Origin of the sequence: Mesorhizobium sp. dw_380, from assembly GCF_018588885.1 — a bacterium.
Lineage (GTDB): Bacteria > Pseudomonadota > Alphaproteobacteria > Rhizobiales > Rhizobiaceae > Mesorhizobium.
On record NZ_JAFFIW010000017.1, the window covers coordinates 86,079 to 102,328 of the forward strand.

Genomic DNA, 16,250 nt, shown 5'->3' on the forward strand with positions numbered 1-16,250 from the left:
GCCGGACTAAACACCGGCGCAGCGCCGAAGAAAAGCCGATGATAGAGCTTATCCCGTGACCGGGAGATTTGGCGATCAGCCGAGCATCAGCCCGATCCGCCGCCGCCAGGCGGGGCCGTAGCGCAATGCCAGCATGAAAGCCGTCTCCAGCGCCACGACGATGACAATGATGCGCAAGCCCACCGTGAAGCTGTCCCGGCCACTGCCGCGCAAGAGATAGCCGGTCAGGAGAAAGCCCGTATTCCAGATGATGGCGCCAAGCAGTGTCGCGATCGCGAAGGGCAGAGCGGGCAGACAAAGCGCGCCTGCAGCGATCGGCAGGTAGTTGCGCACGGTCGGAATGAACTGCGCCAGCAATGACACCCGGACATGATTGCGGCGATAGGCCTGGCCGAGCTTGCGGTAGGTTGCGGGGCGCAGGAAGACATATCTGCCAAACCGGTCGACCAACCTGTCGGCGCGGTCAGATCCGATCCGGCGGCCAACCGAATACCAGACCACGCAGCCGGCGAAGGAGGCAAGCGTCGTCACCATCAGCAGGATCGCCACCGTCGCACCATCAGGCGCCGCCGTCATGCCGAGGAACAGCAGCAATACGTGCGAGGGCGGAATCGGCAGGATCTTCTCGGTGAAGGCGAGGCAGAAGACGCCGAACAGGCCGAAGCCGAGAATGGCCGACAATGGACCCGTCATGCGAAGCGCCAGTCGTAGGTTCCAGGTGTCTTGATCCTGGCGAGGCGATAGACCGTCGCCGGCGGGAAATTGCGGAAGGTATGACCGACCCGTGTGACCTCGAGATCGAGCCGGTCGAGCAGCGACTGGTCGAACGGGCAGCGCCGCCCGTACGTGAACTGATAGAGCGCCCCGCCCGGGCGAAGGTTCGCAAAAACGCCTTCGAGAATGGCGAGCGTCTTGCGCGGCGAAATCAGGCGGAACGGCAGCCCGCTGACGGCAGCACCAACCACCGGCCTGTGGAATAGCGACAGATGGCGCAGGCTGACGGCATCCATTTCGAAAATCCGGGCGGCGGGAAAGCGACGCTTGAGCAGGGCTGCGAAATCCGGATCGGATTCGATCAGCGTCAGGTCCTCCTCCCGCACCCCGCGTGACAGCAGCGCCCGTGTGAACGGGCCGGTTCCGGGACCGAGCTCCAGCACGGGACCTGTCTCGGGGCCGATGTCGCGCGTCATCAAAGCCGCCAGGCTGGAGCTGGACGGCGTGACGGAGCCGGTTCTGAACGGCGCCACGGTCCATGCCACGAGAAACGACAGAGCATCATGTGCTGGCATAACAACCTCGATTCCGAACAGCGGTACGCCAAACAGTTTAGCGCGGCCACTTGATTTCGTTTCAACGTCGGACCCGAACCTGTTGCATATTCGGGCCCGACGCCTTGACGCCGGCATGGCGGTTCGTGCCGACCGGCGCTGTTTGCCGTGACTGGATTGCATAGACATTGCGCAATATAGCGGACGCAAAGAAAGCGCTTGTCGACCTCGGTCCGTTCGGCTTTGCCATGTTTGCGCAATGTTGGCGCGGTAGCGCCCGAAGCAATGTCGTTACCTAGGAATGATGGATGCGTATCTTGCTGGTCGAAGACGAACCCGAGATGGTCTCGGCGCTGCGTGCCGCGCTGAAGCGCCACGACATGGTGGTCGATCACGCCGGCACACTGCTGGAGGCGGAGGGCTTCGTTGCCGTCGACAGCTATGACGCCATCCTGCTCGACCGCCAGCTGCCGGATGGCGACGGGCTGTCGCTGGTGCCAAGATTGCGCTCGGCAAGGAACACGACGCCCGTGCTGGTGCTGACGGCGAAGGGCGACACATCGGACAAGGTCGATGGACTGGACATGGGCGCGGACGACTATCTGGCAAAGCCGTTCGCCTTCGAGGAACTGCTGGCCCGCTTGCGCGCGCTGCTCAGGCGCCCGGCACCGATGCAGTCGCAGTTCATTCGCGCCGGCCATCTGGTCCTCGATGTCGGGCATCGCGAGGCCGCGATCCGCGGCGAGCCGCTCAGCCTGCCGCGGCGCGAACTGCTGGTGCTGGAGGCGCTGATGCGGCGCACCGGCCGCATGGTGCAGCGTGAGGCATTGATGGAAGCGGTGTTCGGTCTCGACGACGAGATCCAGTCCAACGCGCTCGACACCCACGTCTCGCGCCTGCGCCGCAAGCTCGGCGATGCGAACAGCGGCGTGACGATCAACGGCATTCGCGGCGTCGGGTATCTCCTGCGCGAAACGACATGAGCTTCAAGCGATGAGTGTCAAGCGCCCGCGTTCGCTCAAATGGAGCTTGGTTCTGCGCATCGCCTTGCTGCAATGCGCGATGCTGACGCTGATCATCGTCGGCATTCTCGGTGCGATGCTCGCCACCGGCCTCATTCCAAACGACTATGAGGACGGCACAATGGACGTGCTGGCGGATGCCGTGGCGCGTGACGCCGGCGGCAAGCTTGTCCTGCGCGAGACCTCCGATCTGGCGAAGCTGCGATTGGATGTCCCCAACCTCTGGTTCATCATCCGCGACAAGCAGGGGCAGCGGCTGCAGGAGGGCATGGTGCCGGCCATCTTCCAGCCTTTCGCCGGGCTGCTGGACAACATCAGCGATGCCCGTATCGACCATGCACTCGGGCAAACGGCGCCGCCGGAGGGCAAGATCCGCTGGACCGACACCGCGGCCGGCAATGTCCAGATCTTCACCGGCACCAAGGGCGGGCTTTCGCTGCTGCGCCTGCTCGGGCAGGCGCCGCAATTCTTCCTGCAGGGCATATTGCCGCTCGCCGGGCTTATGGCGCTGGCCACGCTGTTCGCCACGCCATGGGTGGTGCGCGGCGCACTGTCGGGTCTTGGCCATGCGGCCGCCGAGGCCGAGCGCATCGACATAGACCAGCGTGGCGCGCAGCTGCCGCTTAAGGATGTGCCGAAGGAAGTGACGCCGCTGGTCAAGGCGGTGAACGCCGCCCTCGCGCGCCTCGACAAGGGCTATGAGCGCCACAAGCGTTTCCTCACCGATGCCGCCCACGAACTCAGGACACCGGTCGCCATCCTCAACACGCGCCTTGCCTCGCTGCCGCCAACACCTGAGCGGGCACGGCTGCTGCAGGATGCAGCACGGCTTTCGACGCTGACCGACCAGTTGCTCGACCTGCAGCGCCTCGACCGGCAGGCATCGCCTTTCGAAAAGGTCGACCTCGTGGCGATCGCGCGCGGCGTCATCGTCGATCTCGCGCCGATGGCGTTCTCGGCCGGATACGAGATGTCGTTCGAGCCGGAAAGAGACACGGTCTTCGCCACCGGCGACCGCACCGCGATCGGCCGGGCGGTGACCAACATCGTCCAGAATGCCATCGAGCATGGCGGCCGCACAGGCAAGATCACCGTCGGCGTCACAACGCCCGCCGTCATCGAAGTGCGCGACGAAGGCGACGGCGTGCCGCCCACCGAGCGGGAACGCATCTTCGAGCCCTTCTACCGGCTACGCCCGCAGGATCACGGCGCCGGACTTGGCCTCAACCTCGTGCAGGAAATCATGCACTTGCATGGCGGGCGCATTGATATCCTCGACGGCAAGCCAAGCGGCGCCTGTTTCAGGATGAGTTTTCGCGCCTTGCCGGCATAGCACCGGCGCAAGCCACACTGGCGTGTGCGCCCACCAATCGCTGTATTTGGCTAGAAGCCGGCTGCGTTGCTGGCGATGCTGAGCCGCGCGCCGGCCTGTGCGAGGGCGGCGGCAATGTCATGCGGCGGCGAGCGGTCGGTGGCGAGTTCGGAAAAGCCGTCGAAACCACAGACCTGGACCAGGCCCTGGCGGCCGAACTTCGTGTGGTCGGTGACGACAAGCGAGCGCTGGCCGCGCGACAGCACCATGCGGGCGAATTCCGCCTCTTCGAGATCATAGTCCATGACACCGGTCACCGCGTCGACGGCACCGGTGGATATGACGGCGTGACTGACCGAGAAGCGGCTGACGAACTCGATGGCCGAGATTCCGAAGGCGGCGCCTGAATCGCTGCGCAATTCGCCGCCGGCCATGTAGACCTTATTGCCGTTGATGGTGGCCAGCGTGCGGGCGATGTCGGAAGAGTTGGTGACGACAGTCAGCCGCCGGTGGCCGAGCAGTTCACGCGCCAGGAACGAGGTCGTCGTGCCGGTGTCGAGCATGATCGACTCGCCGTCGCGGATGGTGGCCGCGACCATGCGGGCAATGAGGCGCTTGGCGTCGGCGTTCTCGCGCATGCGCCGTTCGAATGGCGCTTCGCCGATCATCGACGGCAGGCCGACGGCGCCATGCATCTTCAGCACCGAGCCGTCGCCGGTGAGCGGCTTGACGTCGCGGCGCACGGTCTCGAGCGAAACGCCCAGTCGGTCGGCCAGGCTGGCGATGGTGACCGTCCCCTCTTCCTGCAGCAGCCGCAGGATCTCGCCGTGACGCTTGGATTGGACCATTTGGGTTCCCGGGCTCAGCCTTTTGACCGATTCTAAGGTAATTCAAACGCTTTTAAAGCGATCGCCCATGCTTTCGGGCAAAACACCCAAAAAAAGTCACAGCTTTTTGTTGACAGCCGGGCAACCCTGGCGTGAAATCCCAAACGCAAGAGAGTTCGGAGCTGCAACGGGAGGATGATGGCAGAGCCGCAACTCGGCGACCAGGCAGGCTAGAACGTGTCTGGCGCAAGGGATTTTTCAGATCCGCGGGGGCGGATGCCGGGCTCAAAAACCTGGCCAAGGGGCTCGTCGGTGCGGTGCGGGATACCGATCCTGGCATCCCGCACCGACGAGATTTTTGCGTGTTCCCCGCTGTTGTTGCGCTGCCCATGACGCCTTGTCGAAGCCCAGCAAACCAGGCCAGCAAACCGGGGATGTCGCCGTGATTGCCGAGGACCGCATCCGCGCCCTGCCCTGCTGGACCGGCGCCATCGAGATCGCCCCCCTGCCCGGCGGCCTGAGCAACGCCAACTACGTGGTCAGCGACTCCGCCGGCAAACATGTCGTGCGCTTCGGCCAGGACTATCCGTTCCACCACGTCTTCCGCGAGCGCGAGGTAATGACCGCGCGGGCTGCACATGCCGCCGGTTTCGCGCCGGCGTTCCACTACGCCGAACCGGGGATCTTGGTGACGGCGTTTCTTGGCGCCAAAACTTATCTGGCCGAGGACGTGCGTGCCAATATCGGCCGCGTCGCGGCACTGATGCGCGGCTTCCACCGGGAGATGCCCAACCATATCTCCGGCGCCGGCTTCATGTTCTGGGTTTTCCACGTCATCCGCGACTACGCACGCACGCTTGAGGAAGGCGGCAGCCGCAAGCGCAGCGACCTGCCGCGCTTCCTGGCACTGGCCGACGAGCTGGAGCGGGCCCAGAAGCTGCTGCCGATCGTCTTCGGCCACAATGACCTTTTGCCGGCCAACATCCTCGACGACGGCAGCAGGCTGTGGCTGATCGATTTCGAATATGCCGGCTTCAACACGGCGATGTTCGACCTTGCCGGCGTCGCCTCGAACGCCGGCATGAGCGATGAGGAATCCTTCGCCTTCCTGACCGCCTATTTCATGAAGGAGCCGGACGAGGCGATCCGCCGCTCGCATGCCGCCATGCAATGCGCCTCGCTGTTGCGCGAAGCGATGTGGAGCATGGTGTCCGAGCTCTATCTCGACGCACCCGGCATCGACTACGTCGCCTACACCGAGGAAAACCTGGTGCGGCTCGACGCGGCGCTGGAAAACTACCGGACAAAGTACGGGATCCTGAAATCATGACCTTGCCTAGCCAGGCCGCGATCGTCGTTATTGGCGGCGGCATCATCGGCTGTTCGACGGCCTATCATCTGGCGCGCGATCACAAGGCCGACGTGGTGCTGCTCGAACAGGGCAAGCTGACCTCGGGTTCGACCTGGCATGCCGCCGGCCTGGTCGGGCAGTTGCGCTCGTCTGCCTCGATCACCCGGGTGCTCAAATATTCCGTCGACCTCTACAAAGGGCTGGAGGCTGAAACCGGGCTCGCCACGGGCTGGAAGATGACCGGCTGCCTGCGGCTTGCCACCAATGCCGACCGCTGGACCGAGTACAAAAGGCTGGCGACGACGGCGAAGAGCTTCGGCATGGACATGCAGCTTTTGTCCCCGGCCGAGGTCAAGGCAATGTGGCCGCTGATGGAAACCGGCGATCTGGTCGGCGCCTCCTGGCTGCCGACGGACGGGCAGGCGAGCCCTTCCGACATCACGCAGTCGCTGGCCAAGGGCGCGCGCATGCATGGCGCCAAACTTTACGAGGATGTCCGCGTCACCGGCTTCGAGATGAAGGGCGGCCGCATCACGGCAGTGAAAACCAATCAGGGCGATATCGCCTGCGACAAGGTGGTGAACTGTGCCGGGCAGTGGGCGCGGCAGGTCGGCGCCATGGCCGGCATCGACGTGCCGCTGCAGCCGGTCAAGCATCAGTACATCATCACGCAGAAGATCGACGGGCTGGCGACCGACGCGCCGACGCTGCGCGATCCCGACCGGCGCACCTATTTCAAGGAGGAGGTCGGCGGGCTGGTGATGGGCGGCTATGAGCCGAACCCGCAGGCCTGGACGACAGGCCTCCCTGGGGGCGACGTGCCCAACGACTGGGAATTCCGGCTGTTCGACGATGACTACGACCATTTCGAGCAGCACATGGCACAGGCGATCGCGCGGGTGCCGGCGCTTGAAACCGTCGGCGTCAAGCAGATGATCAACGGACCGGAAAGCTTCACGCCGGACGGCAATTTCATCCTCGGCGCGGCGCCCGAATGCACCAACATGTTCGTCGGCTCCGGCTTCAATGCCTTCGGCATCGCGTCGGGCGGCGGCGCCGGCTGGGTGCTGGCGCAGTGGGTGGTCGACGGCGAGGCGCCGCTCGACCTTTGGGTGGTCGACATCAGGCGCTTCTCCAACCTGCACCGCGACCGGCAATGGGTGTGCGAGCGCACGCTCGAAGCCTATGGCAAGCACTACACGATCGGCTTCCCGCACGAGGAGTATCTTTCGGGCCGGCCGCGCATCGTTTCGCCACTTTACGACAGGCTGAAACTGCAGCGCGCCGTGTTCGGCTCGAAGCTCGGCTGGGAGCGGCCGAACTGGTTTGCGCCGGAGGGCGCCGAGCCGCGGGACATCTATTCGATGGGCCGCCAGAACTGGTTCGCGGCGGTCGGTGACGAACATCGCCATGTGCGTGAAAAGGTTGGCATCTTCGATCAGTCGTCCTTCGCCAAATACGAGCTGAGCGGGCCAGATGCAGCCAAGGCGCTGGACTGGATCTGCGCCAACGATGTCAGCAAGCCGGTCGGCAGGCTAACCTACACCCAGCTTCTCAACACGCGCGGCGGCATCGAGGCCGATCTGACCGTGGCGCGGCTGGCCGAGGAGAAATTCTACATCGTCACCGGCACCGGTTTCCGCACCCATGATGCCTCGTGGATCCGCGATCATATCGGCGAGGGCCTCGATGCTGGGCTGACCGACGTCACCGAGGATTTCGGCACGCTGTCGCTAATGGGTCCGCGTGCACGCGACGTGCTTTCCGATGTGACCGACGCGGATGTGTCGAATGCAAGCTTCCCGTTCGGCCATGTGCGCGAAATTGCCATTGCCGGCCACACAATTCGGGCGCTGCGCGTCACCTATGTCGGCGAGCTCGGCTGGGAACTTCATGTGCCGATCGCCGCCACCGGCGAGGTCTTTGATTCACTGATGGCGGCGGGCAAGAAGCACGACATCCGCCCGGTCGGCTACCGCGCGCTGGAATCGCTGCGGTTGGAAAAGGGCTACCGCGCCTGGGGCTCCGACATCACGCCAAACGACACGCCGCAGGAGGCCGGGCTCGGCTGGGCGGTCAAGCTGCGCAAAAACACCGATTTCGTCGGACGGCGCGCACTCGAGAAGATCGGCGGCGCATCACTGAAGAAGCGCTTCGCCGGCTTCACGGTCGACGATCCGGAGATCGTGCTGCTTGGCCGCGAGACGATCCTGCGCAATGGCGAGCCCGTCGGCTATCTGACCAGCGGCGGCTATGGCTACACGGTCGGCAAGAATATCGGCTACGGCTATGTGCGCAACGCCGAGGGGGTGAGCGACGATTTCCTCGCTGCGGGCGACTACGAGCTGGTGGTCGCGATGGAGCGGACGCCGGCAAACATTCATCTGGAGCCGATGTACGATCCGGCAGGCACCAGGGTCAAAGCGTAGATCGATTCACGCGCAGGGCGAGGCCGCGACTGGGGACCGTGTCGGCCTCGCCGGGCATGGAGACGTAGGGACGGGTTTCTTCGACGCGGGTGACGTAGCCTCGCGCCTCAAGCTCGGCGATGCGCGCGGCAAAACCTTGATCCCACAGCGTGTTCTTGACCGTCAGCACGATCACCCCGCCGGGCCGGCAGATGCGGATCAGCTCGTCCAGCCCCTCGGCACCGACATGGCCCGAGGTGAAAACGCCAGCCGAGACGATGCCGGCATAGGCATCGTCGGCAAAGGGCAGCCTGCCGCCCAGCGCCAGGCAATGCAGCGCGGAATAAACGCCCTTGCGGGCGGCCTGATCCAGCATGCCTTGCGAGATGTCGAGCGCCTCGACTTCGGGATAGCCCGCGATATCAAGCCATTCGCCGATCAGCCCGGTGCCGGCGCCGGCGTCGAGCAGCGGGGCTGAGCCGCGCGGCAAATGGCGGGCCAGCAAGGCAAGGCAGATCGTCGGATGACGGTAGCCGGCGGCCGACATGTCGGCGTCATAAGTCTGCGACCAGCGGTCATAGAGTGCCGCCACCTCTTCCGGGCGCTTGGCCGCGTAGGCCTCGCCAAGCGCGCCTCGATGTTTGCTGTCCGCCACGTGTCCACCAAATTCCTTGTCCTGCCGGGATGATAGCCAAACGACGAAATTTGTGGAACCGTTGTGGCGAGAAATAACGGCGTGGGGCGCATGCATGTCGACAGACGAGGCGCGAGCAAAACTAGCCGCCATTCCGGTGCTGGCCGGCTACACCGGGCCGCTGGAACGGCTCGGCGGTCTCACCAACCTCGTCTTCAAGGCCGGCGCGTTCTGCCTGCGCATTCCGGGCAAAGGCACCGAGGAATACATCAATCGAACCAATGAAGCCGTGGCCGCGCGTGAAGCGGCAAAGGCCGGAGTCAGCCCCGAGGTGCTCTATGCGGACGCCGGCACCGGCGTGATGGTGACGCGCTTCATCGCCGGTGCTGAGACGATGTCGCCGGAGAAATTCAGGGAACGGCCGGGCAGTCCGGCCCGTGCCGGCGAGGCCTTCCGCAAGCTGCACAAATCCGGCGCGGTGTTTCCGTTCCGCTTCGAACTGTTCGCGATGATCGACGATTATCTCAAGGTGCTGTCGACCAAGGACGTCGGCCTGCCCGCCGGCTATCACGACGTGGTGCGCGAGGCCGGCAGCGTGCGCTCGGCCCTTGCCGTCCATCCGCTACCGCTCGTCGCCTGTCATTGCGATCCGCTGTGCGAAAACTTCCTCGATACGGGTGAGCGGATGTGGATCGTCGACTGGGAATATTCGGGGATGAACGACCCGCTCTGGGACCTCGGCGACCTCAGCGTGGAAGGCAAATTCGACGCTGCCCAGGACGAGGAGATGATGCGTACCTATTTCGGCGGCGAGGCGAGGCCGGCGGAGCGAGGCCGCATGATCATCTACAAGGCGATGTGCGACCTCTTATGGACGCTGTGGGGGCTGATCCAGCTCGCCAACAACAATCCCGTCGATGATTTCCGCGCCTATGCCGACGGGAGGTTTGCTCGCTGCAAGGCGTTGATGGAGACGCCGGAGTTTTCACGGCACCTGGTCGCGATAGAGAAAGGCTAGTTTACACCCTTCGGCACGTTCTCGGGCGGCACCGAGGTGTCGACCACTTTCTGGCGGTGGAAGATGAACAGGCCAGCCAGAACGACGATGCCCGAGCCGATCAGGATGCGCGGGCCGGGAACGTCGCCGAAGAACACCAGCCCGAACACCACCGCCCACAGGAGCAGCGTGTAGTGCAGCGGCGCCAGCGTCGAGGCCGGTGCCAGCTTGAGCGCCCTGGTGATCATCAGATGCGCGCCGCAGGAGACGATGCCGAGCAGCAGCATGGCGCCGAAATCGAGCGCCGAGGGCGTGCGCCAGGCGCCGATGGTCAGCACGCCGCCGACCACCAGCGTGCCGATCGTCTGCCATGTCACCAGATTGGTGTCGCTGGTGCCGCGCAGCCGCCGGTTGAGGATGATGGCGAAGGCAAAGGCAAGGCTGCCGGCAAGCGCGAAGCCCGACGACAGCGAGAACGCGGCCGAGGAGGGTTTCAGCATGATAACCACGCCGCAGAAGCCGAGCAGGATCGCCACCCAGCGGCGCCAGCCGACCTTTTCGCCAAGCAGGAGGTGCGAGAGTGCGGCGACATAGATCGGCCCGGCCATGTAGAAACTCATGACATCGGCAAGCGGCAGATAGACGACCGCGGCATAGAAGAGCGCGGTGTCGAGCGTGGTCATGATGACACGCAAGACCTGCAGCTCGAGCCGTTCCATGCGGAACAGCTTGGCGGCGCCCTGATGAGCGATCATCGGGCCGAGCACGAAGAAGGCTCCGATGGACCGGATCAGCACTACCTGGCCGACGGAGAAGCTGGCGACCAGCCACTTGCCCATCGCGTCGTTCAGCGCGAACAGGAAGTCGCCGGCCAGCATGAGCAGAATGCCGGCCAGAAGCACGTTCCTGATTGTGGAATTCTGCGCCACGGGTTGTGTCATGCCGATCCCAATTCCTCCCTTTCGTAGCTGCGTCCTAGACGGAAGCGGCCGCTTTGACGAGGAGAATCCGGGAAATCGCGGGACCAGAACCGGGAATCGGCTGGGCCTAACCGGCCTTGTGCCTGCGATTCACCACCGCCGGCCTGCCTGCCATGGAAAGCCTGGTATCCTGCCTTGTGCGTTCCGCCACTACCTTGCCCCTGGCGATGACGCAAATCCGTTCGGCGCGCAGGCGCAGGGCCTCGATCGGATTGCCGGCATCGAGAACCACGAGGCTGGCGCGCTTGCCGACCGCCAGGCCGAGATGGTCGAGACCCATGATCGCGGCATTGACGTTGGTGACCATGTCGAAGCAGCGCGCCATGTCGGCCGGGCTCGACATCTGCGCGACGTGCAGGCCCATGAAGGCGACATCGAGCATGTCGGCGGTGCCCAGCGAATACCAGGGATCGAGCACGCAGTCCTGGCCCCAGCCAACGCGGATGCCAAGCGCCTGCATCTCCTTGACCCGGGTCATGCCGCGTCGCTTCGGGAAGGTGTCGTGCCGGCCCTGCAGCATGATGTTGATCAGCGGATTGGGGATGGCCGAAACGCCGGCCTCGGCGATCAGCGGCAGAAGCTTGGAGACATAGTAATTGTCCATCGAATGCATCGAGGTCAGGTGCGAGCCGGCCACCCTGCCCTGCAGTCCGAGGCGATCGGTCTCATAGGCCAGTTGCTCGATGTGGCGCGACAGCGGGTCGTCGGTCTCGTCGCAATGCAGGTCGACCATCAGGCCACGTTTTGCCGCGATCTCGCAGAGTTCGGTCACCGAGCGCGTGCCGTCGGCCATTGTGCGCTCGAAATGCGGAATGCCGCCGACGATTTCGACGCCCAAGTCCAGCGCCCGAATGGTGTCTTCGCGCGCCTTTGGCGAGCGGTAGAAGCCGTCCTGCGGAAAAGCCACGAGTTGCAGGTCGATGTAAGGGGCGATCGTCTTCTTGACGTCGAGCAGGGCTTCGACGGCCAGCAGCCGGTCATCGCAGACATCGACATGGGTGCGAATGGCGAGCAGGCCCATCGACACCGCCCAGTCGCAATAGGCGAGCGCCCGGTCGCGCACCGCCTCATGCGTCAAAAGCGGCTTCAGTTCGCCCCACAGCGCAATGCCTTCGAGCAGCGTGCCCGAGGCGTTGATGCGCGGAATGCCATAGGAGAGCGTGGCATCCATGTGGAAATGCGGGTCGACGAAGGGCGGCGAGACCAGATTGCCATGGGCGTCAATTTCGGTCCGCGCGGAACCCTGCAGCATGGGCTCGATTGCCGCGATCGTCTCACCGCTGATGCCGATATCGGCAATCCCGCCATCCGGCAGCGTGCCGCCACGAACGATGAGGTCGAAATCCATCTGTCGTCATCCCCTTGAAGAATCAGCTTTCCATCGTGGCCCAAAAGACAGCATGCCGCAGCCGTTTCTTTCCAGAAGCCGCCAAAGGTTCCCTCCGGCCGCAACTCCCTCTATAAGCCGCCTTCGTCATCCCGGCATCAAGGATCAGCCGTTGTTTCGTTTCTTTCGTTCGACGGAAAACCAGCGCCTCGTCGCAAGGCTGCTCAGGGAATCCTTCCGGCAGCATATGTTCGGATATGGCGCCGCAATCCTGTCGATGCTGGTGGTGGCCGGCATGACGGCTGCCAGCGCCTGGATCCTGCGCGAAATCACCAATGAATTCGTGATCGACAAACGGCTTGACCGCGTCAACATGATCGCCGTGGCGGTCGCCGGGATCTTCGTCGTCAAGGGCCTCGCCAATTTCGTCCAGGCATACTTCATGAGCCGGGTCGGCAATGCCATCATCGCCGAACGGCAGCGCAAGATCTACGATCGTATCCTGGCGCAAGGCATCGAATTCTACCATTCGACCTCGTCGTCCGACCTGATCACCCGCATGACCAACAATGCCCAGGCGGCACGCAACGTGCTCGACCTGATCGTCACCTCCTATGTGCGCGATCTGGTGACCTTGGCTGCCCTGATTGGGGTCATGGTCTGGCAGCAGCCGGCGCTCTCGCTGATCTGCTTCGTCGTCGGCCCGGTGGCCATCTACGGCGTCAACCGCATCCTGAAGCGTGTGCGCAAGTTCGCCGCGATGGAGTTCCGCTCGGTCGGCCAGATCGTACAGGTGATGCAGGAAACCGCGATCGGGGTGCGCGTGGTCAAGTCCTTCAACCTCGAAGGCCTGATGCGCAAGCGCATGTACAAGGCGGTAGCCGACGTCGAGGATAGGGCCAACAACATCGCTGCGCTGGAAGCGGTGACCAGCCCGGTGATGGAGACGCTGGCCGGGCTGGCGATCGCCGGCTCCGTCATGGTCAGTGGCTTCCTGGTGCTGCAGGGCGGCCAGATGCCTGGCAATATCATGGCCTTCATCGCCGCGCTGCTGCTGGCCTATGAACCGGCAAAGCGCCTGGCGCGCGTCCGTATCTCACTGGAAAGCGGCATTGTCGGCGTGCGCATGATGTTCCAGTTGGCCGACGAGCCGCTGACGCTGGCCGAGAAGCCGGACGCGACGCCGCTTCGGGGCGGACCGGGCGAGATCCGGTTCGACGCCGTCAGCTTCGCGTACCAGAACGGCCCGCCGGTGCTGGACCGGTTCGACCTGACCCTTGCACCCGGCAAGATGACGGCGCTGGTCGGACCTTCCGGCGGCGGCAAGTCGACGATCCTGAACCTGATCATGCGCATGTACGACCCGAAGAGCGGCAAGGTGCTGTTGGACGGCCAGGATATCTCCCATGCGACGCTCGCCTCGCTCAGGGAAAAGATCGCCTATGTCAGCCAGGACACGTTCCTGTTTGCCGGCACCATCATGCACAACATCCGGCTTGGGCGGCAGGGCGCGACCGACGAAGAGGTGATCGCCGCGGCCAAGGCGGCCAACGCGCATGACTTCATCATCGCGCAGGCGCAAGGCTATGAGACCGATGTCGGCGAAAATGGCGGCCTGCTGTCAGGTGGCCAGCGCCAGCGCATCTCGATCGCGCGCGCCATGCTGCGCAACGCCGAAATCCTGCTGCTGGACGAGGCGACCAGCGCGCTCGACGCCGAATCCGAAGCGCTGTTCCGCGACGCGCTGCAGCAGCTGACCGAAGGCCGCACGACGATCGTCATCGCCCACCGGCTGTCGACCGTGCACCAGGCCGACACGATCGTTGTGCTGGAGGGCGGCAAGGTGGTGGAGAGCGGGGCGCACAAGACCCTGCTCAAGCAAGGCGGGCTTTACCAGAAGCTTTACGAGTATCAGCTGATGCCGTGAGGCGCCTCACCCTCCCCCTTGTGGGGAGGGTCGCTGCGAAGCAGCGGGGTGGGGGCGGCGCCGACCCCCACCCGGACCTTCGGTCCGACCTCCCCACAAGGGGGAGGCAGGGGCTGCTGCTAATTACTCCGGCACGTGCCTCACCGCGCCTTTGTCGGCGCTTGTCGCGAAGGCGGCGTAGGCGCGCAGCGCGGTGGTCACCTTGCGCTTGCGTTTTTCCTCGGGCTTCCAGGCGAGGGCGCCCTTGGCCGCCATCACTGCCCGGCGGCTGGCGAGTTCGGCGTCGCTGACAGCAAGGCGGATGGTGCGGTTGGGGATGTCGATCTCGATCGTGTCGCCCTCTTGCACCAGCCCGATCGTGCCGCCTTCCGCCGCCTCCGGCGAAACATGGCCGATCGACAGGCCGGACGTGCCGCCGGAGAAGCGGCCGTCGGTGACCAGCGCGCAGGCCTTGCCGAGGCCCTTCGACTTCAAATAGCTGGTCGGATAGAGCATTTCCTGCATGCCGGGGCCACCGCGCGGCCCCTCGTAGCGGATGACGACGACATCGCCGGCCTTGATCTCGTTCGACAGGATCGCCTTGACGCTGGCGTCCTGGCTTTCGAACACCCGTGCCGGCCCGGTGAATTTCAGGATGGACTCGTCGACGCCCGCCGTTTTCACGATGCAGCCATCGAGCGCCAGATTGCCCTTCAGCACGGCAAGGCCGCCATCTTTCGAGAACGGCGTCTTCGCCGAGCGGATGACACCCGTTTCACGGTTCGTGTCGAGCTCGTCCCAGCGGCGGTCCTGGCTGAAGGCGACCTGCGTCGGCACGCCGCCAGGTGCCGCCAGGAAGAAGTCGCGGACATTCTGGCTGGTCGTGCGGGAGATGTCCCAATGATCGAGCGCCTCGCCGAGGCTTGATGTATGCACCGTCGGCAGGTCGCGGTTGATCAGCCCGGCTTCGTCGAGCTGGCCGAGGATCGCCATAATGCCCCCGGCGCGGTGGACATCCTCCATGTGGACGTCGGACTTGGCCGGAGCCACCTTGCAGAGCACCGGAACCCGCCGCGACAACCGGTCGATGTCCTCCATGGTGAAGTCGACTTCGCCCTCATGCGCGGCGGCCAGGATGTGCAGCACGGTGTTGGTCGAGCCGCCCATGGCGATGTCGAGTGTCATGGCGTTCTCGAAAGCGCCCTTCGAGGCGATGCGGCGCGGCAGTGCCGTCTCGTCGTCCTGCTCGTAATAGCGCTGGGCGAGATCGACGACGAGATGGCCGGCCTCGACGAACAGTCGCTTGCGGTCGGCATGCGTCGCCAGCGTCGAACCGTTGCCCGGCAGCGAAAGCCCCAGCGCCTCGGTCAGGCAGTTCATCGAATTGGCGGTGAACATGCCCGAGCAGGAGCCGCAGGTCGGGCAGGCCGAGCGCTCGATGACCTTGACGTCCTCGTCGGAAATCTTGTCGTCGGCGGCGGCGACCATGGCATCGACCAGATCAAGCGCCTGTGTCTTGCCGGCCAGCACCACCTTGCCGGCCTCCATCGGCCCGCCGGAGACGAAGACGGTCGGGATGTTGAGGCGCAGCGAGGCCATCAGCATGCCGGGGGTGATCTTGTCGCAATTGGAGATGCAGACCATGGCGTCGGCGCAGTGCGCATTGACCATGTATTCGACGGAATCGGCGATCAGCTCGCGCGACGGCAGCGAATAGAGCATGCCGTCATGGCCCATGGCGATGCCGTCATCGACGGCGATGGTGTTGAACTCCTTGGCGACGCCGCCGGCCTTCTCGATCTCACGCGCGACCAGCTGGCCGAGGTCCTTCAGATGGACATGGCCCGGCACGAACTGGGTGAAGGAGTTGACCACGGCGATGATCGGCTTGCCGAAATCACTGTCCTTCATGCCGGTGGCGCGCCAGAGGCCGCGGGCGCCGGCCATGTTGCGGCCATGGGTGGTGGTGCGGGAGCGATAGGCAGGCATGTTTTTTCCCTGGTGGCTGGCCGCAGCCGAAGAAGGGCGCGGCGGCGCTGAATTCGGATCGCAGGCCTTATAGACGCCATAGCTTGGTCTGGCCACATTTTTGCGCTGCGCCAGATTCTTCCGAAAAACGAGAGCCTTCTGAAAAAATCGCATGCCCGGTGTCGGATCGCGCGGCGCGCGGCCGTCCTTGGGCAGACGGCAAGGAATGGCACCATTGTCGGAGTGAGCC

13 protein-coding genes are annotated in these 16,250 nt (G+C 64.5%); 6 read left to right on the forward strand and 7 right to left on the reverse strand.

Features of this window, described 5'->3' with window-relative positions; all coding sequences use genetic code 11:
• Positions 1-75: 75 nt before the first annotated feature.
• Together JT360_RS18100 and JT360_RS18105 are read right to left on the reverse strand one after the other, a co-directional pair.
• Positions 76-693 carry a DedA family protein gene (locus JT360_RS18100; RefSeq protein ID WP_214473089.1) on the reverse strand — a complete coding sequence of 206 codons (618 nt, stop codon included), beginning with the start codon at positions 691-693 and terminating at the stop codon, positions 76-78.
• Positions 690-1,289: a class I SAM-dependent methyltransferase gene (locus JT360_RS18105; RefSeq protein ID WP_214473090.1), complete on the reverse strand. Its 600-nt coding sequence runs from the start codon at positions 1,287-1,289 to the stop codon at positions 690-692. The genes JT360_RS18100 and JT360_RS18105 overlap by 4 nt, the downstream gene beginning before the upstream one ends.
• A 287-nt stretch (positions 1,290-1,576) precedes the next feature.
• On the opposite strand from JT360_RS18105, the gene JT360_RS18110 reads away from it, so the two are divergent.
• The gene (locus JT360_RS18110; RefSeq protein WP_214473091.1) at positions 1,577-2,251 is read left to right on the forward strand and encodes a response regulator transcription factor; all 675 of its coding nucleotides are present in this window, start codon (positions 1,577-1,579) and stop codon (positions 2,249-2,251) included.
• A 10-nt stretch (positions 2,252-2,261) separates the two neighbouring features.
• Positions 2,262-3,623 carry a sensor histidine kinase gene (locus JT360_RS18115; RefSeq protein ID WP_214473092.1) on the forward strand — a complete coding sequence of 454 codons (1,362 nt, stop codon included), beginning with the start codon at positions 2,262-2,264 and terminating at the stop codon, positions 3,621-3,623.
• Between the two features lie 50 nt (positions 3,624-3,673).
• On the opposite strand, the gene JT360_RS18120 is transcribed toward JT360_RS18115, so the two are convergent.
• Positions 3,674-4,450 carry a DeoR/GlpR family DNA-binding transcription regulator gene (locus JT360_RS18120; RefSeq protein WP_214473093.1) on the reverse strand — a complete coding sequence of 259 codons (777 nt, stop codon included), beginning with the start codon at positions 4,448-4,450 and terminating at the stop codon, positions 3,674-3,676.
• Positions 4,451-4,871: 421 nt separating this feature from the next.
• Between JT360_RS18120 and JT360_RS18125 the strand changes: the two genes are divergently transcribed.
• A complete protein-coding gene (locus tag JT360_RS18125; protein WP_214473094.1) occupies positions 4,872-5,759 on the forward strand; it encodes a phosphotransferase in 888 nt (295 codons plus the stop codon).
• A complete protein-coding gene (locus JT360_RS18130; RefSeq protein WP_214473095.1) occupies positions 5,756-8,209 on the forward strand; it encodes a GcvT family protein in 2,454 nt (817 codons plus the stop codon). Before JT360_RS18125 ends, JT360_RS18130 begins: the two co-directional genes overlap by 4 nt.
• On the opposite strand, the gene JT360_RS18135 is transcribed toward JT360_RS18130, so the two are convergent.
• The gene (locus JT360_RS18135) at positions 8,199-8,843 is read right to left on the reverse strand and encodes a class I SAM-dependent DNA methyltransferase (RefSeq protein WP_214473096.1); all 645 of its coding nucleotides are present in this window, start codon (positions 8,841-8,843) and stop codon (positions 8,199-8,201) included. The genes JT360_RS18130 and JT360_RS18135 overlap by 11 nt on opposite strands.
• 94 nt (positions 8,844-8,937) lie before the next feature.
• Between JT360_RS18135 and JT360_RS18140 the strand changes: the two genes are divergently transcribed.
• Positions 8,938-9,840, forward strand: coding sequence for a phosphotransferase family protein (locus JT360_RS18140; protein ID WP_214473097.1), 903 nt, complete (start codon positions 8,938-8,940; stop codon positions 9,838-9,840).
• On the opposite strand, the gene JT360_RS18145 is transcribed toward JT360_RS18140, so the two are convergent.
• Positions 9,837-10,760: a DMT family transporter gene (locus JT360_RS18145; RefSeq protein WP_214473098.1), complete on the reverse strand. Its 924-nt coding sequence runs from the start codon at positions 10,758-10,760 to the stop codon at positions 9,837-9,839. The genes JT360_RS18140 and JT360_RS18145 overlap by 4 nt on opposite strands.
• A gap of 106 nt (positions 10,761-10,866) precedes the next feature.
• Positions 10,867-12,147 carry an amidohydrolase family protein gene (locus JT360_RS18150; protein ID WP_214473099.1) on the reverse strand — a complete coding sequence of 427 codons (1,281 nt, stop codon included), beginning with the start codon at positions 12,145-12,147 and terminating at the stop codon, positions 10,867-10,869.
• Between the two features lie 151 nt (positions 12,148-12,298).
• On the opposite strand from JT360_RS18150, the gene JT360_RS18155 reads away from it, so the two are divergent.
• A complete protein-coding gene (locus JT360_RS18155; protein WP_214473100.1) occupies positions 12,299-14,053 on the forward strand; it encodes an ABC transporter ATP-binding protein in 1,755 nt (584 codons plus the stop codon).
• A gap of 123 nt (positions 14,054-14,176) precedes the next feature.
• Here the strand turns inward: JT360_RS18155 and ilvD are convergent, their stop codons facing one another.
• The gene (gene ilvD / locus JT360_RS18160; protein ID WP_214473101.1) at positions 14,177-16,021 is read right to left on the reverse strand and encodes a dihydroxy-acid dehydratase; all 1,845 of its coding nucleotides are present in this window, start codon (positions 16,019-16,021) and stop codon (positions 14,177-14,179) included.
• Positions 16,022-16,250: the final 229 nt, after the last annotated feature.